Annotated in this window: 27 protein-coding genes; 14 read left to right on the top strand and 13 right to left on the bottom strand. The window is 59.7% G+C overall.

Annotation, left to right across the window (positions count from 1 at the left end):
• Positions 1-303 precede the first annotated feature (303 nt).
• Positions 304-1,278 (top strand): L,D-transpeptidase family protein, encoded by a 975-nt coding sequence (locus ACCD00_RS24520; protein ID WP_413427919.1) that lies wholly within the window; start codon positions 304-306, stop codon positions 1,276-1,278.
• Positions 1,279-1,401: 123 nt separating this feature from the next.
• On the opposite strand, the gene oprI is transcribed toward ACCD00_RS24520, so the two are convergent.
• On the bottom strand, positions 1,402-1,653 hold the full coding sequence (gene oprI, locus ACCD00_RS24525; RefSeq protein ID WP_003199355.1) for an outer membrane lipoprotei OprI: 252 nt from the start codon (positions 1,651-1,653) through the stop codon (positions 1,402-1,404).
• A gap of 639 nt (positions 1,654-2,292) precedes the next feature.
• Here oprI and ACCD00_RS24530 point away from each other — a divergent pair.
• Positions 2,293-2,580 carry a GNAT family N-acetyltransferase gene (locus ACCD00_RS24530; protein WP_057397257.1) on the top strand — a complete coding sequence of 96 codons (288 nt, stop codon included), beginning with the start codon at positions 2,293-2,295 and terminating at the stop codon, positions 2,578-2,580.
• An 85-nt stretch (positions 2,581-2,665) separates the two neighbouring features.
• Here the strand turns inward: ACCD00_RS24530 and ACCD00_RS24535 are convergent, their stop codons facing one another.
• Both ACCD00_RS24535 and ACCD00_RS24540 read right to left on the bottom strand, forming a co-directional pair.
• Positions 2,666-3,742: a 3-deoxy-7-phosphoheptulonate synthase gene (locus ACCD00_RS24535; RefSeq protein ID WP_413427920.1), complete on the bottom strand. Its 1,077-nt coding sequence runs from the start codon at positions 3,740-3,742 to the stop codon at positions 2,666-2,668.
• 187 nt (positions 3,743-3,929) lie between these two features.
• A complete protein-coding gene (locus tag ACCD00_RS24540) occupies positions 3,930-4,373 on the bottom strand; it encodes a PilZ domain-containing protein (protein ID WP_413427921.1) in 444 nt (147 codons plus the stop codon).
• Here ACCD00_RS24540 and ACCD00_RS24545 point away from each other — a divergent pair.
• From ACCD00_RS24545 to cysB, 5 genes are all read left to right on the top strand, one after another.
• Positions 4,372-4,758, top strand: a complete 387-nt coding sequence (locus ACCD00_RS24545; RefSeq protein WP_413427922.1) for a thioredoxin family protein — start codon at positions 4,372-4,374, stop codon at positions 4,756-4,758. The two genes, ACCD00_RS24540 and ACCD00_RS24545, sit on opposite strands and share 2 nt — an antisense overlap.
• Positions 4,755-5,708, top strand: coding sequence for a putative 2-dehydropantoate 2-reductase (locus tag ACCD00_RS24550; RefSeq protein WP_413427923.1), 954 nt, complete (start codon positions 4,755-4,757; stop codon positions 5,706-5,708). The genes ACCD00_RS24545 and ACCD00_RS24550 overlap by 4 nt, the downstream gene beginning before the upstream one ends.
• 25 nt (positions 5,709-5,733) lie before the next feature.
• On the top strand, positions 5,734-6,639 hold the full coding sequence (locus ACCD00_RS24555) for a 5'-nucleotidase (protein ID WP_008023286.1): 906 nt from the start codon (positions 5,734-5,736) through the stop codon (positions 6,637-6,639).
• 95 nt (positions 6,640-6,734) lie between these two features.
• Positions 6,735-7,238: a universal stress protein gene (locus ACCD00_RS24560; protein WP_008023285.1), complete on the top strand. Its 504-nt coding sequence runs from the start codon at positions 6,735-6,737 to the stop codon at positions 7,236-7,238.
• 113 nt (positions 7,239-7,351) lie between these two features.
• Positions 7,352-8,326, top strand: a complete 975-nt coding sequence (gene cysB, locus ACCD00_RS24565; protein WP_008023282.1) for an HTH-type transcriptional regulator CysB — start codon at positions 7,352-7,354, stop codon at positions 8,324-8,326.
• A gap of 9 nt (positions 8,327-8,335) precedes the next feature.
• Here cysB and ACCD00_RS24570 read toward each other — a convergent pair whose 3' ends face one another.
• Entirely contained in the window at positions 8,336-8,818 is a 483-nt protein-coding gene (locus ACCD00_RS24570) for a transcription elongation factor GreAB (protein ID WP_413427924.1), read from the bottom strand.
• A 2-nt stretch (positions 8,819-8,820) separates the two neighbouring features.
• The gene (locus ACCD00_RS24575; RefSeq protein ID WP_413427925.1) at positions 8,821-9,231 is read right to left on the bottom strand and encodes a hypothetical protein; all 411 of its coding nucleotides are present in this window, start codon (positions 9,229-9,231) and stop codon (positions 8,821-8,823) included.
• A 124-nt stretch (positions 9,232-9,355) separates the two neighbouring features.
• Here ACCD00_RS24575 and earP point away from each other — a divergent pair, with 124 nt between their 5' ends.
• Together earP and ACCD00_RS24585 are read left to right on the top strand one after the other, a co-directional pair.
• Positions 9,356-10,498: an elongation factor P maturation arginine rhamnosyltransferase EarP gene (gene earP / locus ACCD00_RS24580; protein WP_413427926.1), complete on the top strand. Its 1,143-nt coding sequence runs from the start codon at positions 9,356-9,358 to the stop codon at positions 10,496-10,498.
• Between the two features lie 48 nt (positions 10,499-10,546).
• A complete protein-coding gene (locus ACCD00_RS24585; RefSeq protein WP_007983530.1) occupies positions 10,547-11,116 on the top strand; it encodes an elongation factor P in 570 nt (189 codons plus the stop codon).
• A gap of 183 nt (positions 11,117-11,299) precedes the next feature.
• Here ACCD00_RS24585 and ACCD00_RS24590 read toward each other — a convergent pair whose 3' ends face one another.
• The 4 genes from ACCD00_RS24590 to ACCD00_RS24605 form a co-directional block, all read right to left on the bottom strand.
• Positions 11,300-12,316 carry an alpha/beta hydrolase gene (locus tag ACCD00_RS24590; RefSeq protein ID WP_413427927.1) on the bottom strand — a complete coding sequence of 339 codons (1,017 nt, stop codon included), beginning with the start codon at positions 12,314-12,316 and terminating at the stop codon, positions 11,300-11,302.
• Positions 12,317-12,350: 34 nt separating this feature from the next.
• Positions 12,351-12,770, bottom strand: coding sequence for an organic hydroperoxide resistance protein (locus ACCD00_RS24595; RefSeq protein ID WP_413427928.1), 420 nt, complete (start codon positions 12,768-12,770; stop codon positions 12,351-12,353).
• Positions 12,771-13,131: 361 nt separating this feature from the next.
• The gene (locus ACCD00_RS24600; RefSeq protein WP_085715321.1) at positions 13,132-13,593 is read right to left on the bottom strand and encodes a MarR family winged helix-turn-helix transcriptional regulator; all 462 of its coding nucleotides are present in this window, start codon (positions 13,591-13,593) and stop codon (positions 13,132-13,134) included.
• 67 nt (positions 13,594-13,660) lie between these two features.
• The gene (locus ACCD00_RS24605) at positions 13,661-14,617 is read right to left on the bottom strand and encodes a LysR family transcriptional regulator (RefSeq protein WP_057397244.1); all 957 of its coding nucleotides are present in this window, start codon (positions 14,615-14,617) and stop codon (positions 13,661-13,663) included.
• Positions 14,618-14,728: 111 nt separating this feature from the next.
• Between ACCD00_RS24605 and ACCD00_RS24610 the strand changes: the two genes are divergently transcribed.
• Complete coding sequence (locus ACCD00_RS24610; protein WP_413427929.1) at positions 14,729-15,478, top strand: sulfite exporter TauE/SafE family protein; 750 nt, start codon at positions 14,729-14,731, stop codon at positions 15,476-15,478.
• Here ACCD00_RS24610 and ACCD00_RS24615 read toward each other — a convergent pair.
• Positions 15,468-16,322 carry a LysR substrate-binding domain-containing protein gene (locus ACCD00_RS24615; protein ID WP_413427930.1) on the bottom strand — a complete coding sequence of 285 codons (855 nt, stop codon included), beginning with the start codon at positions 16,320-16,322 and terminating at the stop codon, positions 15,468-15,470. The genes ACCD00_RS24610 and ACCD00_RS24615 overlap by 11 nt on opposite strands.
• A gap of 95 nt (positions 16,323-16,417) precedes the next feature.
• On the opposite strand from ACCD00_RS24615, the gene ACCD00_RS24620 reads away from it, so the two are divergent.
• Both ACCD00_RS24620 and ACCD00_RS24625 read left to right on the top strand, forming a co-directional pair.
• On the top strand, positions 16,418-16,633 hold the full coding sequence (locus tag ACCD00_RS24620; protein WP_413427931.1) for a DUF1127 domain-containing protein: 216 nt from the start codon (positions 16,418-16,420) through the stop codon (positions 16,631-16,633).
• Between the two features lie 80 nt (positions 16,634-16,713).
• The gene (locus ACCD00_RS24625) at positions 16,714-17,943 is read left to right on the top strand and encodes a winged helix-turn-helix domain-containing protein (protein ID WP_413427932.1); all 1,230 of its coding nucleotides are present in this window, start codon (positions 16,714-16,716) and stop codon (positions 17,941-17,943) included.
• Between the two features lie 123 nt (positions 17,944-18,066).
• Here ACCD00_RS24625 and ACCD00_RS24630 read toward each other — a convergent pair whose 3' ends face one another.
• Entirely contained in the window at positions 18,067-19,413 is a 1,347-nt protein-coding gene (locus ACCD00_RS24630; RefSeq protein WP_413427933.1) for a class II 3-deoxy-7-phosphoheptulonate synthase, read from the bottom strand.
• Positions 19,414-19,563: 150 nt separating this feature from the next.
• On the opposite strand from ACCD00_RS24630, the gene ACCD00_RS24635 reads away from it, so the two are divergent.
• A complete protein-coding gene (locus tag ACCD00_RS24635; RefSeq protein ID WP_413427934.1) occupies positions 19,564-20,319 on the top strand; it encodes a spermidine synthase in 756 nt (251 codons plus the stop codon).
• Positions 20,320-20,419: 100 nt separating this feature from the next.
• Here ACCD00_RS24635 and ACCD00_RS24640 read toward each other — a convergent pair whose 3' ends face one another.
• Positions 20,420-21,211 (bottom strand): crotonase/enoyl-CoA hydratase family protein, encoded by a 792-nt coding sequence (locus ACCD00_RS24640; RefSeq protein WP_413427935.1) that lies wholly within the window; start codon positions 21,209-21,211, stop codon positions 20,420-20,422.
• Between the two features lie 422 nt (positions 21,212-21,633).
• On the opposite strand from ACCD00_RS24640, the gene ACCD00_RS24645 reads away from it, so the two are divergent.
• Entirely contained in the window at positions 21,634-23,307 is a 1,674-nt protein-coding gene (locus tag ACCD00_RS24645; protein ID WP_007973525.1) for a DEAD/DEAH box helicase, read from the top strand.
• 202 nt (positions 23,308-23,509) lie between these two features.
• Here ACCD00_RS24645 and ACCD00_RS24650 read toward each other — a convergent pair.
• The coding region (locus ACCD00_RS24650) for a DODA-type extradiol aromatic ring-opening family dioxygenase (protein WP_413427936.1) at positions 23,510-23,880 on the bottom strand (371 nt) is incomplete at its 5' end.

Genomic DNA, 23,880 nt, shown 5'->3' on the forward strand with positions numbered 1-23,880 from the left:
CACCGAACGTCAGGGGCAAGAGCCCTTGGTTACTTGGGGCCGGGCGGCGCTCCGCTTTTCCAAGTAACCCGCCGTAAAGGCGGAACCTTAAGTGGCCGTTGCCGTAGAACCGGATATGTACACCAGTAAAAAACACGTCGCCCAACACACCGCCTTCGTGAGCAGGCTCGCTCCCACACAGGACCGTGGACAATCGCAAAATCGCCTTGCATCGCCTGCAATCGGCTGGTCTCCCCGAAATAACAGACAGCGGTGTACAATCGCTTTCTTATATCTCAGTTGATCATGCGAAGGATTTTCCGGATGTTGTCGCGCTTTCCTGCCGTCACCCGCTGCCTGACTCTCGCCGCCCTTTTTGTGGCCGGTCCCGTTGCAGCATTGGAGTTTCCCCTGCCACCGCCCGGTGAGGACATCATCGGCCAGGTGCAGGTGATCAAGGCCAAGTACGAAGATACCTTCGCCGACCTTGGTACTGCCTACGATCTGGGCTACACGGAAATGGTCGCGGCCAACCCGGGTGTCGATGCATGGTTGCCTGGCGCCGGCACGGAAATCATTCTGCCGACCCGCTTCATCCTGCCACCAGGCCCGCGTGAAGGCATCGTGATCAACCTGGCCGAGTACCGCCTCTACTACTACCCGAAAGGCAAGAACGTGGTGTACACGTTCCCATTGGGGATTGGTCGTGAAGGCTGGGGCTCGCCAATTGCCCACACCAGCATCACCGCCAAGACACCTAATCCGACCTGGACGCCTCCGGCTTCGATCAAGGCCGAGCACGCAGCAGATGGTGATCCGCTGCCCAACGTCGTGCCGGCAGGCCCTGACAACCCGCTGGGGCCGTTCAAGTTCACCCTGGGCACACCGGGCTACCTGATCCACGGCTCGAACAAGAAGTTCGGTATCGGCATGCGTACCAGCCACGGTTGCTTCCGCATGTTCAACAACAACGTGCTGGAAATGGCGGGCATGGTGCCGGTCGGTACGTCGGTGCGGATCATCAACGACCCGTACAAGTTCGGCATGAGTGGCGGCAAGGTCTATCTGGAGGCGCATACGCCGCTGGACGACAAGGGCAACCCGTCGGTGGTCGACAAGCACACCGCGGTCATCAATGCGATGCTCAAGCGTGAAGACATCACCAACAACCTGCGCATGAACTGGGATGTGGTGCGTGATGTGGTCGCCGCTGAAGACGGCCTGCCGGTGGAGATCGCCGTGCCGGGCAACGGCATTGCACCGATGGTGTCGAGCACGCCGATCGACCCGATGCAGTAACGCTTGCAAGGAGCCCGTCGGCGCGGACCGCGTCGACGGGTTTTTTATTGCCTGGAGAAACCCCGGGCAATAAAAAAGCCGACCCAAAAAATGGATCGGCTTGATAACAATCCCGAAGGATTATTACTTGCGGCTAGCTTTGTCCAGCATGCGCAGAGCACGCTCGTTAGCTTCGTCAGCAGTCTGTTGTGCTTTTTGAGCAGCAGCCAGAGCTTCATCAGCTTTACGGTAAGCTTCGTCTGCACGAGCCTGGGAGCGAGCAGCTGCGTCTTCAGTAGCGGTCAGACGTGCTTCGGTTTCTTTCGATGCGCTGCTGCAACCGGTAGCCAGAACTGCGGCCAGAGCCAGAGCAGAGAATTTCAGAACGTTGTTCATCGTGTTCCCCTTCAAGGACTTTCTATTAAGTAGCTATCTCCTCCGATTGAGGAAATAGCCGGCGTACATACTACCCATTACTTGTAGTAAGTAAAACTGACGTGACGCAAGAAGCAAAAAAAATTGTAGGCGTTGATTCTTTTTCGAGCAACTTTTAACTGAACTGTTTAAAAAATATCCAGCTGCAAGGCCCGTGGCTGAGCGAGCAGGCGAGAAAAAGTTCCTTCGGCACATCGCTCTTTTTCCCAGTCTGGCTAAAGTCGCCTATATGGATTCGTCTACACTTTTGTTCGGCTTTTGCGTAGCGCCTCCCAATATCTTTCTCGATGTTCAGGTGACTTTAACAGCGGGCGCTCGTCTTAAGTCTCAACATCCGGCAATGTTCAGGCTATCGACCCGGAGCGACCTTCGGTCAAGCCATTCCTGCGTGATCCGGAGCAGCACCCGCCAACCTGCATGATGACGAGCGTACCTTGAGCATTTCTGTCAATGGTGCCTACTATTTGTACGTGCCCGGTAGCGCGAGATCGGTGCAGCTCTTCTCGGTGTCCATTCTGGCACGGGGTGGCGTAGATGTTCCTTCGCCGGAAAAACATCGGTAAGGTAGGGGTCGGAAATCCAGACCCGCGAGGAGTAGTGATGAGCGAGGCGTTGTCCATCCACCATGACCAGGCTGGTCATCAGTTCGAGACCATTGTGGACGGTCATCGTGCCTATCTGACCTATATGGATCTGGGGAAGCAGACCCTGGATATCTATCGCACCTTCGTGCCCAACGCATTGCGTGGTCGCGGTATTGCAGCAGCCTTGACCGAGAAGGCGCTGGAGTACGCTGAGGAAATGGGCTACACCGTCATTCCATCGTGCTCCTACGTCGAGCGCTACATGGAGCGTCACCAGCGGCATGCGGCCAAGCTGAGCCAGTGACCTTCAATAAAACGAATGCATGAAAAAACGCCGGGTTCTGCCCGGCGTTTTTTTGTCTGCGCTTTTTGTGCGGCCAATCAGGCGATCAGTTGCGATCGCGTTTGGGCAGCACATCCTTGAGCTTGGCATGCATGCTGCGCAAGGTGTTTTCGGTCGCGGTCCAGTCGATGCAGGCGTCGGTGATCGACACGCCGTACTGCAGGTCGGCGAGGTCTTTCGGGATTGCCTGGCAGCCCCAGTTCAGGTGGCTTTCAACCATCAGGCCGATGATCGACTTGTTGCCTTCGAGGATCTGGTTGGCGACGTTTTCCATCACCAGCGGTTGCAACGCCGGATCCTTGTTGGAGTTGGCGTGACTGCAATCGACCATGATGTTCGGCTTGATTTTCGCCTTGTTCAGCGCCTGCTCGCAGAGCGCAACGCTGACCGAATCGTAGTTCGGCTTGCCGTTGCCGCCGCGCAGCACCACGTGACCGTAGGCGTTGCCCTTGGTGGTCACGATCGACACGCCGCCTTCCTGGTTGATGCCCAGGAAGCGGTGCGGGCTGGAAACCGACTGCAAGGCGTTGATCGCTACGGTCAGGCCGCCATCGGTGCCGTTCTTGAAACCGACGGCCGAGGACAGGCCGGACGCCATTTCACGGTGAGTCTGGGATTCGGTGGTACGCGCGCCGATGGCCGACCAGCTGATCAGGTCCTGCAAGTATTGCGGGGAGATCGGGTCGAGGGCTTCGGTAGCGGTTGGCAGGCCTTTTTCGGCCAGGTCCAGCAGCAACTGGCGACCGATGTGCAAGCCGTCCTGGATCTTGAACGAGTCATCCAGGTACGGGTCGTTGATCAAGCCTTTCCAGCCGACGGTGGTACGTGGCTTCTCGAAATACACGCGCATGACCAGATACAGGGTATCGGACACTTCGGCAGCGAGAACCTTCAGGCGGTCGGCATATTCGTGGGCGGCCTTGATGTCGTGGATCGAGCAAGGCCCGATGACGACGAACAGGCGGTGGTCGGTGCCATCCAGAATGTTGCGAATGACTTCGCGGCCCTTGGTGACGGTGCGCAGTGCGGCGTCGCTCAGGGGAATATCGCGCTTGAGCTGATCGGGAGTGATCAGTGTCTCGTTGGAGGCGACGTTTAGGTCGTTGATCGGTAAATCAGCCATCGTTTACTCGTCAGGTCACGGGTGCCGGCCGCCAGCGAACCCGCGCGGCGGAGCACAGCAAATTAAGCGCGTCGGGGAGCCGAACCTTAGCGCGTTACACCGTGGCTCGACAATGGGCAGACACCGGTTTAGGGGCCATTCTCGCTCAGTTTCCCCAACGTGACCGGCAAACCCTTGGGCAATGCCCCTAATCCGGCACAGGCTCGGCAAAAGCCTTGCGTACCGATTCGTGAGAGAACTCGTCGGCATGCTCCTGGACCCATTCCAGAGCCAGGGCCTGGATATCCTGCAAGTCGTCGTGGGCGTCATGCAGGCGGCAGTAGCGCTCGATCTGGCACACCTGCTCGCCCATTCGGGCGCTGAACAGCATTTGTTCATCAACGAAGGCGATACCCACCAGATAACCGCGTTTGCGCCGCAGGCACCAGGCGACATAGCCCAGATAGCGCATGTCCGGGTTCACGGTCGGCATGCGGACTTCCAGTGCGGTGCCGTAGCGCCACGCGCGGTGATAATTGCAAGCCATGCCCCCGAGACTGATAGTGTGCAGCTGTCGTCGCGAAATACACTCAGGTTTCAGCAACGTTAATTCGACGGGCACATCGTCAGGGTGAGGAATAAAACGTCCCATGAACACAGACTCCATGTGTCGGCCATCTGACATTGTTCTCCCCAGTATAGTGGTCGAATTGGAACTGACCGATTTTGACGCCGACCAACGGCTGCTGGCGATGAGCGGTGTTTCGCTGGTTATTTTCACCAGTGTCGGCTGCGCCGGTTGCCGTTTTGCCCGTGAGCAATTGCCGGTACTCGATCTGGCAGTCGATCGACTGTGCTGGATCGATGCCGGCAATAACGGCGGGGTGGTCGAGCGTTATCAGGTCTTTCACTTGCCGGCGCTGTTTGTTGTGCGCGACGGCGAATTCTTCGGAGCACTGAAATCGCGTCTGACCGACACCGAGCTCAATCGGGCCGTGCGCCAGGCGCTGAGTCGAACAGCAGAGGAGTTGCCATGATGGGGACAGTTGCCAGGCCGACGATCGGCATTATAGGGACCGGCGCAATCGGCGGTTTCTACGGGGTGATGCTGGCGCGTGCCGGTTTTGATGTGCATTTTCTGCTGCGCAGCGAATTCTCCGCGGTGGCCGGGCATGGGTTGCGGATCGATAGCGCGCCCCACGGCGCACTGACGTTGAACCCGGTGCAGGCCTATTCGAACGCTGAAGACATGCCGCCCTGCGACTGGCTGCTGGTGGGCGCGAAAACCACCAGCAATGCAGACCTGGCTCCGGCCATCCTGCAGGCGGCGGCACCGAACGCCAAGGTACTGCTGTTGCAAAACGGCCTGGACGTTGAAGACAGCCTGCGTGAGTTGCTTCCCGATTCGCTGCATGTGCTCGGCGGGCTTTGCTACATCTGCGTCCATCGCGAGGCGCCGGGCGTCATCACTCATCAGGCGCTGGGCGCGGTGCATGTCGGTTATCACAGCGGTCCCGCCGATGGGCCTGCACGCAGCGCAATTGTCGAGGAGGGTGTCGGTCTGTTCCGCAGTGCCGGCCTCGATTCCCAAGCCATGGCGAACCTGCATCAGGCGCGCTGGCAAAAACTGGTCTGGAATATCCCTTACAACGGGCTATCGGTTTTGTTGGGAGCGAGCACCACACCGTTGATGGCGGATGCCGACAGTCGCGAACTGATCAAGGCGCTGATGGCCGAAGTGGTGCAAGGCGCAGTCGCGTGCGGGCACGATGTACCGGCGGGGTATGCCGAGCACTTGTTCATGGTCACCGAAAAAATGCCCGACTACTGGCCGAGCATGTATCACGATTTCCTGCACAAGCGGCCGTTGGAGCTGGCCGCAATCTACGCCCGGCCACTGGCGGCAGCCAAGGCCGCGGGGTATGAAATGCCGCGCATCGAGGCTTTGTATCGCAGCTTGAGTTTCATTGATCGACGCAACACCTGAATCGACCGACCTGAGGGGGAAGGGCATGCCGAAGACAATTGACGACAAGCTGGTGCTGGCGATTTCTTCGCGGGCGCTGTTCGACCTGAGCGAAAGCCACAAGGTCTATCTGTCGAGCGGCGTCGAAGCCTACCGGCAGTATCAGATCGAACACGAAGACGAGATCCTCCAGCCCGGCGATGCCTTTCCATTGGTGCAGAAACTCCTGAACCTCAACAACAGCCTCGGCCGCGCCCGGGTCGAGGTGATTCTGGTGTCGCGCAACAGCGCCGACACCGGGCTGCGGGTGTTCAACTCGATTGACCACTACGGACTGGCGATTTCTCGTGCGGCATTTGTCGGCGGGCGCAGTCCGTATCCCTACCTCAAGGCCTTTGGCTGCGACCTGTTTCTCTCGACCCACGCCGAAGACGTACGCAATGCACTGGACGCCGGTTTCGCGGCAGCGACCATTCTGTCGGGTGGTGCCAGCCGTGCGGCCAGCGACGAGCTGCGCATTGCCTTCGACGGAGACGCGGTGCTGTTTTCCGATGAGTCGGAGCGCATTTATCAGGCCGGTGGTCTGGAAGCGTTCCAGGCCAGCGAGCGTGAGGCCGCCCGCGAGCCGTTGCGCGGAGGGCCGTTCAAGGGCTTTCTTGCGGCTCTCAATCTGTTGCAGCGTGAGTTCCCGGAGGACGCCTGTCCGATCCGCACCGCGCTGGTCACGGCGCGATCGGCGCCGGCCCATGAGCGGGTCATTCGCACGTTGCGCGAATGGGACATCCGTCTCGACGAGTCGCTGTTCCTTGGCGGCCTGACCAAGTCAGCCTTTCTCGAAGCCTTCGCGGCCGATGTGTTTTTCGACGATCAGGCCGGTCACTGTGAATTGGCCCGTGAAGTCGTCGCCACCGGTCACGTGCCACATGGCATAAGCAATGAGCAAAAGGTTTAAGCCCGCCATTCAATGCGTTGCGCCGGACGTCGCAGTCGCCAAGGCACTGCTAAGCTGAATCAAATCTCCGCCATGTTGGCAGTTGAGGAGGTCATATGATTCGTTCGATGCTGTATGCCACAGACCTTGGCCTGTACGCGCCCGTGGTGATGCAGCATGCCCTGGAGCTGGCCCGGACCTTCAATGCCAATTTGTATGTCGTGCATGCGGTTGAACCCATGGGGTTGTTTGCCGAATCGGTGCTGCAAAGCTATCTCGATGAGCAGGCGCTGAATGAGTTTCACAGCCAGGGCCTGAATACGGTGATTGCCAGTATTGAACAACGGGTGCTCGACAGTTTTCGGGAGGAACTGGGGGATGAAGGGGAGCACGACCTGGAGCGGATTCAGGCGGTACGGGTGTTGCAGGGCGACCCATCGCAGGTGATTCTGGACCAGGCGCAGAAACTCTCCGTGGATTTGTTGATCGTAGGAAGTCACAGCCACGGTGCTGGTGCGGAAACGCCTTTGGGCCGAACCGCCGCCCGTGTGTTGCAACTGTCCAAGGTGCCGGTCTATCTGGTGCCGCTGGTGCAACGTCGTCGCCAAGGGGATCTCTAGAACACGAATAGTGGCAGTCTGATAAAAAAGTTCTAGATTTATTCTTCATGCCATTAATATAGTTATATACCGTCGCTGATGCCCGTGGCGTCTACCTGCTTTGAGGGATTCATATGAAGCTTCAACAATTGCGCTACATCTGGGAAGTGGCGCACCACGACCTCAACGTTTCCGCTACAGCCCAAAGCCTTTACACCTCTCAACCGGGCATCAGTAAACAGATCCGTCTGCTGGAAGATGAACTGGGCGTCGAGGTTTTTGCCCGCAGTGGCAAGCACCTGACCCGGGTCACCCCGGCCGGTGAACGCATCATCACCACCGCCGGCGAGATTCTGCGCAAGGTTGAAAGCATCAAGCAGATCGCCCAGGAATTCTCCAACGAGAAGAAAGGCACCCTGTCGATTGCCACCACCCACACCCAGGCGCGTTATGCGTTGCCGCCGGTGATCAGCAATTTCATCAAGCAATACCCGGACGTCGCCTTGCACATGCACCAGGGATCGCCGATGCAAATCGCCGAAATGGCCGCTGATGGCACCGTGGATTTCGCCATCGCCACCGAGGCGCTCGAACTGTTCGGCGATCTGGTCATGATGCCGTGCTACCGCTGGAACCGTTGTGTGGTCGTGCCTCAGGGCCATCCGTTGACCAAGTTGTCGAAGCTGACCCTCGAAGCGCTGGCCGAATACCCGATCGTGACCTACGTGTTCGGTTTTACCGGCCGTTCGAAACTCGACGAAGCGTTCAGTCATCGTGGCCTGACGCCGAAAGTCGTGTTCACCGCCGCCGACGCCGACGTGATCAAGACCTATGTTCGCCTCGGGCTGGGCGTGGGCATCGTGGCGAAAATGGCCGTCGACCCCAAACTCGACAGCGACCTGGTCGTGCTCGATGCCAGTGAGTTGTTCGAGTCCAGCATCACCAAGATCGGCTTCCGTCGTGGCACCTTCCTGCGTGGTTTCATGTGCGACTTCATCGAGAAGTTCGCGCCGCACCTTACTCGCGAAGTCATGGCCAAGGCCATTCAGTGCCACAACAAGCAGGAACTGGAAGAGCTGTTCGACGGCGTCGAACTGCCCGTTCACTGATAGAGTGTCCTAAACCACCTCGGTGACAGCGAACTGTTGCCGAGCTCCCGCCACGATAATCTCCACCTCATCGCCCGCGAACTTGCCCAGCAGGCTTTTGCCCAGCGGTGAGCGCGGGGTGATGACGGTTATCAGTTGCCCCACCAGATCGACCTTCAGCCCGGCCGCATCGGGGGCGAGAAACAGCCATTGTTCGCGGCCCTTTTCGTCCTCGAGCCCGAGCAACGCACCCACTTCGATGCCCCGCTGATCGTCATACGGGCGCAGGGCCAGGTTCTGGCAGAGGGTCAGTGACTGGCGAATCTCCTCGACCCTTCTGGCTTGTCCGGCCGCGAGATACGAAGCCTCCAGCCCCAGGGTGTCGTACTTGTTCTCGGCGATGTTTTCTTCATGGGTCGCCGTTTCGTAAGCGGTTTGCGCGGCCCGTTCGGCGATGTCGAGATCGATCCGTAGCCGGTCGAGAATCAGTTGGTGGACGCTGTGTTTATTCATGATCAATCGCAGAATTGCAGGACGTTGGCGCGGCTTTTTTCGCTGGGAGCAGTCCGGTCCTGTTGCAGCCAGAACTGACAGCTTGGATTGGACAGGTTGCGACTGCTGCTACGGGCCTGATCGAGCCGTTGCTGCTGCTCGTTCTTGCGCAGGTTTTCTTCGTATTGCCCGAACAGCGGGCTCTGGGACGGGATGTCCGGTACCGGTTGAACCACCACCGGTGGTTTGGCCAGTTGCTCCACAGCCGCCGCTACAGGTGCCAGTTGTTCGCTGAAGAACAGGCGCGAAGCGAGCCAGCAGGTCAGCACAATGGCAATGAATCCCAGCCACATGCCGAGGGCGATGCTGCCGGTCAACTGCAGGGCGCTCAGACGAAATGGGAAGGATCGGCGCGGAGCGGGGCGGTGGGGCATGGTTGCCTCATGGCGAAAGGTCACTGGAGAGCGGTGATTGTCGCATGAAGAATAATCGCCGTCGGCTCTTCTGCACGGGGTAATTTATGCGGACAATCGGCGCCTTTGCCAACGGGAGCCTGGAATGCCTGAATTGAAAACCCGCTGGGATATTTTTTGCACCGTGGTCGATAACTTCGGCGACATCGGCGTGACCTGGCGACTGGCCCGGCAACTGGTGGCCGAACATGGACTGGCGGTACGTCTATGGGTCGATGATCTGCGAGCATTCGAGCGCCTTTGCCCGGAAATCGACATCCACGCTGCGCAGCAGTGGCAGCAAGGCGTCGAAGTGCGGCAATGGCCAGCCGAGTGGCTGCCGACGGAAGCCGCCGATGTGGTGATCGCCGCATTCGCCTGCCAATTGCCGAGCGCCTATATGGACGCCATGGCCGAAAGGGAAAAGGCGCCGCTGTGGATGAACCTCGATTACCTGAGTGCCGAAGACTGGGTGATCGGCTGTCACGGTCTGCCGTCGGTGAAGTACAAAAGCGTACAGAAGTTCTTTTTCTTTCCGGGGTTCCAGAAGGGCACGGGCGGGTTGATACGCGAGCGCGGGTTGCTTGAACGTCGTCGGCAGTTTCAGCAAGACCCGCAGGCTCAAAGAGAATTCCTGCAAAGTATGGGAATTGATCGTGCACCCGGTGCGCAGTTGATCTCATTGTTTGCCTACGAAAACACCGGGCTGGCCAGTTGGCTCGATGCGATGGCAGGCGATTCGACGTCCACTCATCTGCTGGTACCGGAAGGGCGGATTCTCGGCGATGTCGAGCGTTGGCTCGGTGTGGAGGGGCTGGCGGCCGGTGCCGTGCATGTGCGTGAAGCCTTGACCGTGCAAGTACTGCCATTCGTCCGTCAGGACCAATACGACGGGTTGCTGTGGTGCTGCGATTTCAACGCCGTGCGCGGCGAAGACTCCTTTGTGCGCGCACAATGGGCCGGCCGGCCATTTTTGTGGCACATTTACCGGCAGGAAGAAGATATCCATCTGGACAAACTCGACGCCTTCCTCGAACTCTATATAAAGGGGCTTTCGGACCCGGCGCGGGAGGCGATCAGCGGTCTCTGGCGGGCGTGGAACGCCGGTGAGAAAATGACCGACCACTGGCAATTCACCCGTAAACACTGGCCAGAGCTGGAAAAACACGCTGAGGCATGGTGTCTGGAACAGGCCTTGCAGGCGGATCTTGCCACGGCGCTGGTACAGTTTTATGGAAATTGGATATGATACGCGGCCTAGATTTTTGTAAATCCCATCCAAATTCGGATATTCGCAATGAAAACTGGTAAAGAACTCAAACCCGGTACCGTGATCCGTATCGACAACGATCCTTGGCTGGTTCAGAAAGCTGAATTCACCAAGTCCGGTCGTAACAGCGCGATCATGAAGACCAAGCTGAAGAACCTGCTGACCGGCTACAAGACCGAAACCGTATACGGTGCGGACGACAAGCTGGACGACGTGATCCTGGATCGCAAAGAAGCGACCCTGTCCTTCATCAGCGGTGACTCCTACACGTTCATGGACACCACCGACTACACCATGTACGAGCTGAACGCCGAAGACATCGAAGCCGTTCTGCCGTTCGTTGAAGAAGGCATGACCGACGTTTGCGAAGCCGTGTTCTTCGAAGGCCGTCTGGTTTCCGTAGAACTGCCGACCACCATCGTGCGTCAGGTTGCCTACACCGAAGGTTCCGCTCGCGGCGACACTTCCGGCAAGGTGATGAAGCCTGCCAAACTGAAGAACGGTACCGAGCTGTCGGTTGCTGACTTCATCAATATCGACGACATGATCGAGATTGATACCCGCGAAGGCGGTTCCTACAAAGGCCGTGCCAAATAAGCACAGCTTCAGGAATGAAAAAGCCCGACCATTGAGTCGGGCTTTTTTGTGCCTGAAACACTCGACCCTCTGTAGGAGCGAGCTTGCTCGCGATGGTCGTTAACGATAACGCGGGCTATCTGAATGCCCGCGTTGTCTGGGCGTCCATCGCGAGCAAGCTCGCTCCTACAGGGTGGGGCGGTGTTACTTCTTCAGGTGTTGTTTCAGTTCTTCAGACGCCTGCAGCATCGCCGAACGCACCGCTGGCACCTGGCTCACCACGTTGAGCAAACCGTAGTCGTGGATCATGCCGTTGTAGCGAACCGCAGTGACCGGCACACCGGCCTCGTCCAGTTTGCGGGCGTAGGCTTCGCCTTCGTCGCGCAACACGTCGGCACCGGCGGTCTGCACCAGCGCTGGAGGCAATCCCTTCAACTGGGCGGTGGTCGCGCGCAGAGGGGAGGCGTAGATCTCGTTACGCTGATTGGCGTCGGTGGTGTAGTTGTCCCAGAACCACTTCATCGCATTTTTGGTGAGGAAGTGCCCTTCGGCAAACTGGTTGTAGGACGCGGTTTCGAAGCTGGCATCAGTCACCGGCCACAACAGCACCTGGAATTTGATCGCCGGTGTGCCCTTGTCCTTGGCCATCAGCGCAACCACGGCCGCCATGTTGCCGCCGACACTGTTGCCGGCCACCGCCAGGCGCTTGCCATCGACGTTGATCTCTTTACCGTGCTCGGCCACCCATCGGGTCGCCGCGTAAGCCTGATTGATCGCCACCGGATAATGCGCTTCCGGCGACGGCGTGTAGTTCACGAACACGGCCGCCGCACCCGAACCCGTTACCAGGTCACGCACCAGCCGCTCGTGGGTCGGGAAGTCTCCCAGTACCCAGCCGCCGCCATGGAAGAACATGAACACGGGCAGCTCACCCTTTACCCCGGCCGGCCGGACGATGGTCAGGCTTAGCGGTTGGCCGTCGACTTGAATGGTCTTCTGGCTGACATCGGCCTTTGGCAGTGTCAGTTTCACCCCGGCCTGCGCACCCACCAGCACGGCGCGGGCATCTTTCGGGCCGAGCTGTTCAAGCGGTTTGCCGGTGCCGGCATTCAGCACATCGAGGAACGCCTGGGTGTTGTGTTCAACGCCATCACCCGCGAATGCGCCGTTGATCGACAGGGCGAGAAGGGTACCGGTCAAGACTTTGCTGAAAGTGTTCATGTTCGTTTCCTGTTCGGGCCTGAGTGGTTGGCGGTCAGACGGTCACGTGCAGGCGCACATCGACGTTGCCGCGGGTGGCGTTGGAGTACGGGCAGACCTGGTGGGCCGCGTCGACCAGTGCTTGGGCATCGGCTTGTTCCAGACCCGGCAGGCTGATGTGCAGGTCGATGTCCAGGCCGAAGCCACCAGGGATCTGGCCGATGCCGACGTGGGCAGTGATCGAAGCGTCGTTCGGGATGCTGCGCTTGGTCTGGCTGGCCACGAATTTCAGGGCGCCGATAAAGCAGGCGGAGTAGCCGGCAGCAAACAGTTGCTCGGGGTTGGTGGCTGGGCCGCCAGCACCGCCGAGTTCTTTCGGAGTGGCGAGTTTTACGTCGAGGATGTTGTCACTGGAAACCGCACGACCGTCACGGCCACCGGTGGAAGTTGCGATTGCGGTGTAGAGAGTTTGCATGGTGAAAGCCTCGTTCAGGGTTTGTGTATTTGTGCTAAATGTTTGCGCGCTAAGTAAGTGCGAAATAAATGTATCGCTCTAATATTTAGTGCGCAAGATAAATTTTCAAAGAAACCTGAAAAAAGCCAAAGGCTATGGGGTGGTTTTGGTTGGAAGTATTGAACTAGAGCTTTTGAGGGGAATTTTTCAGGAGTAGATGGCGAACCCGATTTTTCGGCCCAACGCAAAACAAATGTGGGAGCGGGCTTGCTCGCGAAGGCGGTGCTTCAGTCAACATAGGTGTTGAATGCCAAGCCGCTTTCGCGAGCAAGTCGGATCGCCGCACCGCCGCTCCCACAGGGGATTTGTGGTGAATTGGAGACTACAGGCTGTCTTGCAGGTGGCTGCGCAGCGCTTGCAGTTCCGCTTGCAGGTTTTGCAGGCGCTCCAGAGTCATCCCGCTGGCGCCGAGGATGCACTGGGGAATATCGCGGGCCTTGTCGCGCAACGCCCGGCCCTGTTCGGTGAGTTCGACGATCACTACGCGCTCGTCTTCACGGCTGCGGGTTCGGCTGAGCAGGCCTTCGGCTTCCAGGCGCTTGAGCAGCGGTGTCAACGAGCCTGGGTCGGTCAGCAACCGCGTGCTGATTTCGCCTACGGTCAAACCGTCCCGTTCCCACAACACCATCATCGCCAGGTATTGCGGGTAGGTCAGGCCCAGCGCTTGCAGCAAGGGTTTGTAGACCTTGGTCATCATCAGCGAAGTGGAATGCAGTGCGAAGCAGGCCTGATTGTCCAGCAGCAGGTTGTCGCAGTTGTCCGGAGTGTTGCGCTCGGTGGTCATGTCGAAGCCTTGATCTGTGATCTCAGGAATCTAGCGGGCGAATCTTTAATGCGCCAGATAATTCTGATCAGTGCCGTTGCAAATGGGTTTGCAGCTCCAGATCCCAGGGCGGAACCGGGCTGAAGCGGGTTTTCAGGTACTCCAGCAACAATCGACTGCGGGAGTTGGGCTGTTGTTCCAGGCGCAACGCATAGATGCCGGCGCTTTCCGGTTTCGGCAGGCCGCTGTCGCAGAACAGCGGCAGCAACTCACCGCGCAACAGGTACTCGCTGGCCAGCCAGGTTGGCAGGTGCGCGATACCCAGTCCGGCTAATGCGCCGCATACCAGTGCCTCGGCATTGTTGGCGCTCATGCGGACCCGCGCCGGTCGGTGCAACTGCATTTGCCCGTCCCGCTCGAAACGCCAGGCGAAAAGCGGGGCCAGGCCATCCCAGTCGAGTCCGTCGTGTTCGATCAGCTGTGACGGATCGGTCGGCACGCCGCGACGCCGCAAATAATCAGGGCTGGCGCAAGCGATACGCACCATGCTCGCCAGTGGCGTGGCGACCAGCCGGGTATCGGCCAATTGCCCGGCGCGCAGTACCAGATCGACCTTGCCAAGGTTCTGGCCCTGCATGTCGACGAAACTGTCGATCAGGTGCAGTTGCACGTCGAGACCCGGATAGAGCATGAGGAAATCGGCAATCACCGGTGCCAGGTGCCGACGCCCGAAGGCTGCTGGTGCATCGATGCGGATCAGACCTTCCGGCGCGCTGCTCAAGGAAACCGCTTCGGCCCGGGCCAGGCGCAGCTCGGCGACGATCCGCCGTGCTCGCTCGGCAAAGGCCAATCCCGCCGGGGTGGCGCGTACCGCATGAGTGCTGCGGATGAACAACTGACTGCCGACCGCGTTTTCCAGGCTGTCGATACGCCTTGCCACGGCCGAAGGGGTCATCGGATGACGGCGCGAGGCGGCGGAAAAACTACCGGTTTCCAGCACATCAAGGAACAAGGCCAATTGGTCGGTCAATTGATTGGGGTTCATGGCGGGTCTGCGCTTGTGCGAATTTGGCACAGCCATTGTGCGTCGCTGTGCGTTTCCGCGCTAGAAGCAACTGCGTAGGATCAAAGGCCTGACAGCAACGGGGAAAATGCTGTGATTGATTTCTTGATGTATCTGGTGTTCGGCGCTGCGTTGGGCACGCTCGGCGGGTTGTTTGGCATCGGCGGCGGCCTGATTGCCATTCCATTGCTGGGCGTGCTGTTCGGGCTCGACCAGCAGATTGCCCAAGGCACAGCGCTGGTGATGGTGGTGCCGAACGTGATGCTGGCGCTGTGGCGCTATCATCAGCGCAACCGGATCGAACTGCGCCACGCGTTACCGCTGGCCAGCATGGGGTTCTGCTTCGCCTGGCTCGGATCGATCTGGGCGGTGGGCATTGATGCACAAACCATGCGCATAGGCTTTGTCGCCTTTCTAATCGCGCTGTCGGCGTACAACCTCGTTCGCATGTTCGTCGCGAGCGCACCCGCGGCTTCGCAGATGAATTACTCATGGCCCTGGCTGGGCCTGCTTGGCGCTGCATCCGGCACGATGGGCGGGTTGTTCGGCGTGGGGGGAGCGGTGGTGGCGACACCAGTGCTGACCAGTCTGTTCGGCACCAGCCAGGTGGTTGCGCAGGGGTTGTCGTTGGCGCTGGCCTTGCCGAGTACGGGGGTGACGCTGGTGACTTACGCCGCGCACCATCAGGTCAGTTGGGTGATCGGTTTACCTTTGGCGGTCGGGGGGCTGATGAGCATCAGTTGGGGCGTGAAAGTTGCCCACGCTTTGCCGGAGCGGCTGCTGCGCGGGCTGTTTTGTGGATTCCTGGTGTTCTGTGCGGTGATGCTCGCCTTCAAAGTTTGAAGCCTTCAACGATGTGTTCGGCCAGGCATTCGGTGATCGGTGACGGGTTATGCAGGTTGCGCACGAGCATGATGCTGGCTTCGGGCAGCAGCGGCAGGTCTTCGGCTTCACCGAGGATGCGCATGTCCGCGGTGATCAGGCTTTCAAGCTGCGCGGTGACTGCCAGGCCGGCGCTGACCACGGCCATGATCGCCGACAGGCTGTCGCTGTTGTACGCCACCCGGTAATCGCGCCCCTGGGCATCCAGGGCATTGCAGGCCCACTGGCGGCAGAAGCAATCACTGTTGAACATCGCCAGCGGCAGCGGGGTCTGCTCATGAGCGCTGTAGCATTGCGCCTCGGCCCAGACAAAGCGTTCCTTGCGCAACAGCTGGCCGATTTCGCTGCCCGGTTCACGGGTCACGATGGACAGGTCCAGATCTTGTCGCATCAACAGCTGTTTCGATGATTCGCAGTGCACTTCTATCTGAATCAGCGGGTAGGACTGGGCAAATCGGCGCAGAATCCCCGGGAGGAATCGCATCACATAATCGTCCGGCGTACCGATGCGCACTGTGCCGATCATGTCGGGCTCACGCAGGGTATTGAAGACCTCACTGTGCAGCTTGAGGATCCGCCGCGCATAACCCAACAACACCTGGCCTTCGGCCGTCAGTCGCACCTGCCGTCCGTCGCGCTGGAACAACTGGCGCTGCAGCACATCTTCTTCCAGTCGTTTCATCTGCATGCTGACGGCTGACTGGGTGCGGTTGACCATTTCGCCAGCGCGGGTAAAACCGCCCTGGTCGGCGATGGCGACGAAGGTGCGCAACACTTCGGTATCGATACTCGGGTAGGCGGACATCCATCAATCTCCGAGATATGTGACATCAGAAACATTCGTTGGATTGATCTTAGACCCGGCGCGAGACTGGAGCCATCCAAACGGAGGGCAACAAGATGAAAGGTCAACACGAGTTCCATGGTGCAGAAAAACACTCGATTCACCTGATTTCCGATCTGCTGCACAAGGTCGGCCGCTGGTACGAACTGCATCGCGAGCGCGAACTGCTGGCGAGCTTGAGCGACGAAGCACTCAAGGACATCGGCATGAGCCGTGCGGATGTGGAGAACGAGTCAATCAAACCGTTCTGGAATGATCCGATGCATAAATGACTCGATAATTAATTGATGAAAGCCACGCTACACAAACCCCTTACCGGTGAGGTAGGTTGCGAGCAGACAAGGAGATGCCCATGCCCGCAACATTGTCCTTTACCCTCAAACAGGCTCGGCGTCTGGCGCTGGCCGCCCAAGGGTTCAACGGGCGGCAGCCGCCAGCGGCGATCAAGGCTGTCGCGCTAAATCGCCTGATCGAACGGCTGGGCATTTTGCAGATCGATTCGGTCAATGCGTTGGTGCGTTCGCACTACCTTCCGCTGTTTTCCCGCCTCGGCAATTATTCTTCCGACTTGCTCGACCAGGCTGCCTGGAGTCAGGGCCGTCGACGAACACTATTCGAGTACTGGGGCCATGAAGCCTCGTTGTTGCCACTTTCCTTGTACCCGTTGATGCGTTGGCGCATGCAGCGTGCAAGTCGTGGCGAAGACATTTATCAGCAATTGGCGCGTTTCGGGCGTGAACAGCAAGACACGATTCGGCGGGTGCTGGCTTCGGTTGAGGAGCAGGGCGCGCTTGGCGCCGGGAGCCTGTCGACCCGTCAGGAACGGGCCGGGCCCTGGTGGGACTGGAGCGCGGAAAAGCATGCGCTGGAATGGCTGTTCGCTGCCGGTGAAGTCACCGTTGCCGGACGGCGCGGATTCGAAAGGCTCTACGATCTGCCGGAGCGGGTGATTCCTTCGACGATTCTTGCCCAACCTGAACTGAGTGAAGTTGACGCCCAGCGCGGCCTGTTGCGGCATGCGGCAACGGCCTTGGGGGTCGCTACGGAGAAGGACTTGCGTGACTATTTCCGCCTGAACCCTGTGGACAGCCGCCTGCGTCTGTCTGAGTTGGTCGAGGCCGGTGAATTGCTGACCTGCGAAGTTCAGGGCTGGCGACAACCGGCCTATTGTCTGCCCAAGCCAAAAGTGCCGCGCAAAGTCGCGGCCAGTGCATTGCTCTCGCCGTTCGATTCGCTGGTCTGGGAGCGCAATCGGACCGAGCGGCTGTTTGATTTCCGCTATCGGCTGGAGATCTACACGCCGCAGGACAAGCGCGTCTACGGTTATTACGTCCTGCCGTTTTTGCACAACGAACGGATTGCCGCACGGGTCGATCTGCGCGCCGAACGGGCGACCGGCCGTTTGGCAGTGCATGCTGTGCATGAAGAGGAATCCGGTCTGGATGACGAGGGGATGCTGGCACTGGCGGTCAATCTGCGGCAGATGGCGGATTGGCTGGGGTTGGCGCAGGTTCAGTTGAATTGCCCGCGGGCGAGTGCGGACAGGTTGCGGGTGGCATTGGCGCAGATTGATGGTGACTGAACTGACGCTTTCGCGAGCAAGCCCGCTCCCACATTGAATCGCGTTTGCTCGGGCAACTCGATCAACTGTGGGAGCGGGCTTGCTCGCGAAGGCGGCCTGTCAGGCAAGGAAGACCTTACTGACTCACCGCCGAACCTGCTTCAGTGTCTCGGCAATCAAAAACGCCAGCTCCAGCGACTGATCGGCATTCATCCGCGGGTCGCAATGGGTGTGGTAGCGATCCGACAAACCGTCCTCGGTAATCGGCCGCGCACCACCGATGCACTCGGTGACGTTCTGCCCGGTCATTTCGATATGGATACCACCGGCATAACTGCCTTCGGCTTCGTGCACCTGGAAGAACTGCTTCACCTCGCCAAGGATCTGCGCGAAGTCGCGGGTCTTGTAGCCGCTGCTGGCCTTGATCGTGTTGCCGTGCATCGGGTCGGAACTCCACAGCACCTGCTTGCCTTCACGCTGGACGGCGCGGATAAGCTGCGGCAGGTGATCGCCGACCTTGTTCGCGCCCATCCGTGCGATCAGGTTCAGGCGGCCTGGGTCGTTGTCCGGGTTGAGCATGTCGATCAGGCGAATCAGGTCGTCCGGGTTCATGCTCGGACCGACCTTGACCCCGATCGGGTTGTTCACCCCGCGCAGGAATTCGACGTGGGCACCGTCGAGCTGGCGGGTGCGGTCGCCGATCCACAGCATGTGGGCCGAGCAGTCGTAGTAATCATTGGTCAGGCTGTCGCGCCGCACGAAGGCTTCTTCGTAGTTCAGCAGCAGCGCTTCGTGGGCGGTGAAGAAGCTGGTTTCGCGCAGCTGCGGCGAACTGTCCATGCCGCAGGCGCGCATGAACGCCAGGGTTTCATCGATGCGGTCGGCCAGGTGGCTGTATTTTTCCGCCAGCGCCGAGTTGGCGATGAAGTCCAGGTTCCACTTGTGCACCTGATGCAGATCGGCAAAACCGCCCTGGGCGAACGCGCGCAACAGGTTCAGGGTGGCGGTGGACTGGTGATAGGACTGCAACAGGCGCTCAGGGTCCGGCACGCGGCTTTTTTCGTCGAAACCGATGCCATTGACGATGTCGCCGCGGTAGGCGGGCAGGGTCACGCCATCGATGGTTTCGTCGTTGGCCGAGCGCGGCTTGGCGAACTGCCCGGCCATGCGCCCGACCTTGACCACCGGGCAGCCGGCGGCAAACGTCATCACGATCGCCATCTGCAACAACACCTTGAAGGTGTCGCGAATTTTTGCGGCGGAGAATTCGGCGAAGCTTTCGGCGCAGTCGCCACCCTGCAACAGAAACGCGCGGCCCTGGGTCACCTCGGCAAACTGACGGCGCAACTCCCGGGCTTCACCGGCAAACACCAGTGGCGGATAGCTGGCCAGGGTCTGCTCGACCTGCTGCAAATGCGCGGCATCGGGGTATTGGGGTTGTTGCTGGATCGGCAGGGCGCGCCAGCTGTCGGGGCTCCAGGGTTGGCTCATCACGGTCTCTAGTGTTTTCGCTTGGACGTCCATGTTATCAGCAAATTAGTGCGTGACCTGTTCCCTTCGCTTCGCCGACAATCTCGCCTTTGCCGCTCTCTGCACGCGGTGTTATTGCGTTGCCGGCCCCGGTGACGATCAGGAGATGAAATGACTGAGGAGCGCGTCGAGCATCTGCTCGCCGAGGTACAGGACGAGTTCGGCGTGATTCGTGTGCTGGAAGTGGCCGATTACCGTTTTCTCGAGTTCGGTGATGCCATCGAGCAAAGCTGCGTGTTCACCGCCGATCCGAGCTGGCTCGAATACGACTATACCCGGGCGATGCTGATCGGCGCGCTGTGCCACGAGCATCCGGAAAGCGCACTGTTTCTCGGCCTCGGCGCCGGGACGCTGACTCAGGCCTGTCTCAAGTTCCTGCCGCTGGAAGATGTCGAAGCCATTGAACTGCGCCCGGACGTACCGCGCCTGGCCATTGAGTACCTGGGGCTGGATGACGATCCGCGCCTGTACATCCGCGTTGGCGATGCGCTGGAGTTGCTCGACACTGCCGAGTCAGCGGATCTGATTTTCGTCGACCTCTATACCGATGTCGGTCCGGGTGTCGGGCACCTGGCCTGGAGCTTCCTGGAAAACTGCCAGAAGCGATTGAATCCGGGTGGCTGGCTGGTCATCAATCAATGGGCTACCGATGATGGCAAACCCTTGGGCGCCGCGTTGTTGCGCGGTTTGTACCATCGACATTACTGGGAGCTGCCGGTGAAGGAGGGCAACGTGATTCTGATCGTGCCGTCGGAGCTGGATCAGGAACTGGACATGGACGGCCTGATCACCCGCGCCGAAGCGCTGGCACCGCGGCTGGGGTATTCGCTGGATTCGTTGATCAAGTGCATTCGCCCGGCGACCTGAGTTGTCAGTGATGGCCCGCTCCCACGGGGTCTTGTGGACACCGAAGATCCACTGTAGGAGCGAGCTTGCTCGCGATGGCTTTCTGACTGGCGATAAAGAGCTAAATCCCTTTGAACACCCCAGGCCGTCGCTCCACCATCGACCGCACACCTTCCTTGATATCCTCGCTAGCCATCAACTTCTTGACCAGCGCGGGCAATCCCTGTGCCGCTGCGGTTTCTCCTTCATACCGGGCCTGTCGCGCCGACATCAGCGTCGCCTGCACCCCAAGCGGTGCCTGACGGGCGATCCGCTCGGCCAGTTCAACCGCCCGGGGCAGCAAGTCCTCACTGGCCATGACTTCCTGCACCAGGCCCAAGTGCAGCGCATCACGGGCGTCGAATTCATCCCCGGTCAACAACCAGCGCATGGCATTACCCCAGCCGGCGACCTGATGCAGACGCAGGGTGGCACCGCCGAACGGGAAGATTCCACGCTGCACCTCCATCTGGGCGAACCGGGTGTTGCTGGCGCACAGGTTGATGTCGGCTGCCAGCATCAATTCGATGCCAACGGTCAGGCAATAGCCTTGGGCGGCGACGATTACCGGCTTGTTGACCCTGGGACCTGCGAACACCCCCCACGGATCGCAGCCGCCAGCGGGGACTTGCCAGCCTTCTGCGAGTGTGGCGCTGGCATTGACCAGATCCAGCCCGGCGGTAAAGTGCTCGCCATGACCGAACACCACCGCTACGCGGGCCTCGCTGTCGGCTTCGAACTCGCCATAGGCCAGGCTCAATTCGTTGAGCAGGTCGAGGTCAAAGGCGTTGCGCTTGGCCACCCGATCCAGACCGATCAGGAACACATGACCACGCCGTTCGCGGCTGACTCGACTGGAGCTGGGCTGATTCATGGAGCGATCCTCGGGGTAGGAAAGGCGTGCGGAGACCTGCGGTCTGCACGGCAAAGGGTGAACCGTTTTAGCGCCATCACCCGCAAGGCCGGGCCTTTGAAAAATAGACGGCTGACCGATTATTCGCAAAGCCTGTGACACAACGGTGTACCCGGTGGATTATCGATAAAAAAAGCTCCCTTTTTGGGCGAATTCCGGTATAGTGCGCGCCGGCCTTTAGCCGGGCCGCGTTTAGGTAGAGCAATTCCCCGAAGTCAGCTTCGGCTGCACGTCCGCACCGCGGACTCTCCTTGACGATTCTTTTCATTCATTCGTTTTCGCAAATCCCCGCCGACAAAGCTGCCAGGGCGACTCTTGAGTCTCAACACGGCATGCGCAGCTTTGGAGCATGGGTCTTTGCGGATGCACTTAGAGGCAGACCCATGACCCAGGAAATCGGCGGCTTCGCCGCTCTTGAACTTCATCCCAATATTGTCGCTGCAGTAGTCGCTACCGGCTATGAAGAGCCTTCGGCCATTCAGCAGCAGTCGATCCCGATCATTCTCGCCGGTCACGATATGATTGGTCAGGCGCAAACCGGTACCGGTAAAACCGCTGCCTTTGCTCTGCCAATTCTGCACCGCATTGATCCGTCCAAGCGCGAGCCGCAAGCTCTGATCCTGGCCCCAACTCGTGAGTTGGCGCTACAAGTTGCAACCGCTTTCGAAACCTACGCCAAGCAAATGCCGGGCGTGACTGTTGTGGCTGTCTACGGCGGCGCGCCGATGGGCCCACAACTGAAAGCAATCCGTAATGGCGCACAAATCGTTGTCGCCACTCCGGGCCGTCTGTGCGACCACCTGCGTCGCGACGAAAAAGTACTGGCGACCGTGAACCACCTGGTTCTCGACGAAGCCGACGAAATGCTCAAGCTGGGCTTCATGGACGACCTGGAAGTCATCTTCAAGGCCATGCCGGAAACCCGTCAGACCGTACTGTTCTCGGCTACCTTGCCGCAATCGATCCGTGCCATCGCCGAACGCCACCTGCGCGATCCGAAGCACGTCAAGATTCAGAGCAAGACCCAGACCGTTACCGCGATCGAGCAGGCTCACCTGCTGGTTCACGCTGACCAGAAGACTTCGGCCGTTCTCAGCTTGCTGGAAGTGGAAGATTTCGACGCCCTGATCATGTTCGTACGCACCAAGCAAGCGACCCTGGATCTGGCCAGTGCCCTGGAAGCCAAAGGCTACAAAGCCGCCGCACTGAACGGTGATATCGCCCAGAACCAGCGCGAGCGCGTGATCGACTCCCTCAAGGATGGCCGCCTGGACATCGTTGTGGCGACCGACGTTGCCGCTCGTGGCCTGGACGTTCCACGCATCACTCACGTGTTCAACGTTGACATGCCGTACGATCCTGAGTCCTACGTTCACCGTATCGGCCGTACCGGCCGTGCCGGTCGCGAAGGTCGTGCACTGCTGCTGGTGACTCCGCGCGAGCGCCGCATGCTGCAAGTGATCGAGCGTGTAACCGGTCAGAAGGTTGCTGAAGTTCGCCTGCCGGACGCTCAAGCCGTTCTGGATGCGCGCATCAAGAAGCTGACCAACAGCCTGTCGCCGCTGGTGGCTGAGGCCGAATCGACTCACGGTGATCTGCTGGATCGCCTGACCGCCGACATCGGTTGCAGCCCGCGTGCCCTGGCCGCTGCCCTGCTGCGCAAGGCAACCAACGGTCAAGCGCTGAACTTGGCCGCTATCGAGAAAGAGCGTCCACTGGTGCCGAACAATGCACCGCGTGGCGATCGTCCAGAGCGTTCCGGTGACCGTCCTGAGCGTGGTGACCGCGAGCGTCGCGCTCCGATGCCACTGGGCGAAGGCCGTGCACGTTGCCGTACCGCGCTGGGCGCGCGTGACGGTATCGCTGCCAAGAACCTGCTGGGCGCCATCCTCAACGAAGGTGGTCTGGCGCGTGAAGCGATCGGTCGCATCCAGGTGCGTGACAGCTTCAGCCTCGTCGAGCTGCCGGAAGATGGTCTTGAGAAGTTGCTGACCAAGCTGAAGGACACTCGCGTTGCCGGTAAGCAGTTGAAGCTGCGTCGCTACCGCGAAGATTGATCCGCTCTCGGGCTGATTGATCGAACATGAAAAATCCCCGACTGGTTCGGGGATTTTTTTTGCCTGCTTGTTTGTGGTCGGCGTTTGACTTGTGTTGCTGCCATTCGCGAGCAAGCCCGCTCTCACATTGGAGTGTGATCTCCTGTGGGAGCGGGCTTGCTCCGGGCGGCGTTCCGACGAAGACCGCGACGCGGTCTGGCTGTCAGCCGAAGCGGTAAATGTCCATGCCCAGCGCACCCATGGTGAACCCTTGGTGGGCAATGCTGAACTCCCCCCCGGCCGCGCGGGCGAAGTACAGCGGCAACAAGTGTTCGTCGCTGGGATGGTTGCGCGCGGCATTCGGTGCTTGTGCGCGATAGTCGTGCAGCGCGGCTTCGTCGTTCGCTGCGAGCTTCTCGATCATCCAGTCGCGAAACGCCAGGGCCCAGGGCTCAACGCTCTCGGGACCGGCATGCCAGTCCAGTTCCCGCAGGTTGTGAGTGATGCTGCCGGAGCCGATCAGCAGGACACCTTGCTCGCGCAGGCTGGCCAGCGCGTGGCCAACGCGGGTCTGCAGGGCGGGGCCGCCACGGG

Source organism: Pseudomonas sp. Pseusp3 (assembly GCF_047304225.1).
GTDB classification, from domain to species: domain Bacteria; phylum Pseudomonadota; class Gammaproteobacteria; order Pseudomonadales; family Pseudomonadaceae; genus Aquipseudomonas; species Aquipseudomonas fluorescens_CD.